The organism is Aquabacterium sp. UBA2148, assembly GCF_002328915.1.
In the GTDB taxonomy this organism is placed as follows: domain Bacteria; phylum Pseudomonadota; class Gammaproteobacteria; order Burkholderiales; family Burkholderiaceae_C; genus Aquabacterium; species Aquabacterium parvum.
This window is the reverse complement of sequence record NZ_DCXA01000293.1, coordinates 1-538: the sequence shown is the minus strand read 5'-3', so window position 1 is coordinate 538 and position 538 is coordinate 1. Positions and strand designations below refer to the sequence as shown.

Sequence of the window (538 nt, the reverse complement as noted above, 5' to 3'; positions counted from 1 at the left end):
CAGCAGGGGGCCGGAGCAAGGGCTCCAGACCAAGCCCAGCACCCCGCCCAGCAGGAAGGCCCCTTTCAAGGAGCCCGCGTCCAGGCCTGCGCTGGCGTTCTGGGCCGATGTGGCCAGAGGCATGGCCCACTGCGAGAAACGCTCATTCCAGGCCGGGATCCAGAACACCAGCGCCAGCAGGATCAGCATGACCGCCCCGAACACCCTGACGTGATCGCCGTCGAGGCCGATGGCGGGCCCCACGGTGCCCAGCAGCAGCCCGATGAGCGCGAAGGCGATCGCCATGCCCAGACCCATGGCGATGGGCGCGAGCTTGTTGCGCTGCACCGCGCCGCCCACCACCAGGGGCAGAAGGGGCAACACGCAGGGGGACAACGTGGTCAGGCTGCCGGCAGCCAGGCTCAAGCCCAGTTGGGGCACGGAGAGGGCGAGGGACATGGTCGTTGGGTTCCTGCGGGGATCAGAGGGCCGACTTCAGAACGCGTTGCAGCGCTGCAGGCTCGGTTTCACCGGCCACCATGGCGGTTTGCTTGCCGCC

Annotated in this window: 1 protein-coding gene; it reads right to left on the bottom strand. The window is 69.0% G+C overall.

Features of this window, described 5'->3' with window-relative positions:
* Positions 1-438: cytochrome c biogenesis CcdA family protein (locus B2W70_RS16185; protein WP_286747225.1), on the bottom strand; the 438-nt coding region annotated here is incomplete at its 3' end.
* Positions 439-538: the final 100 nt, after the last annotated feature.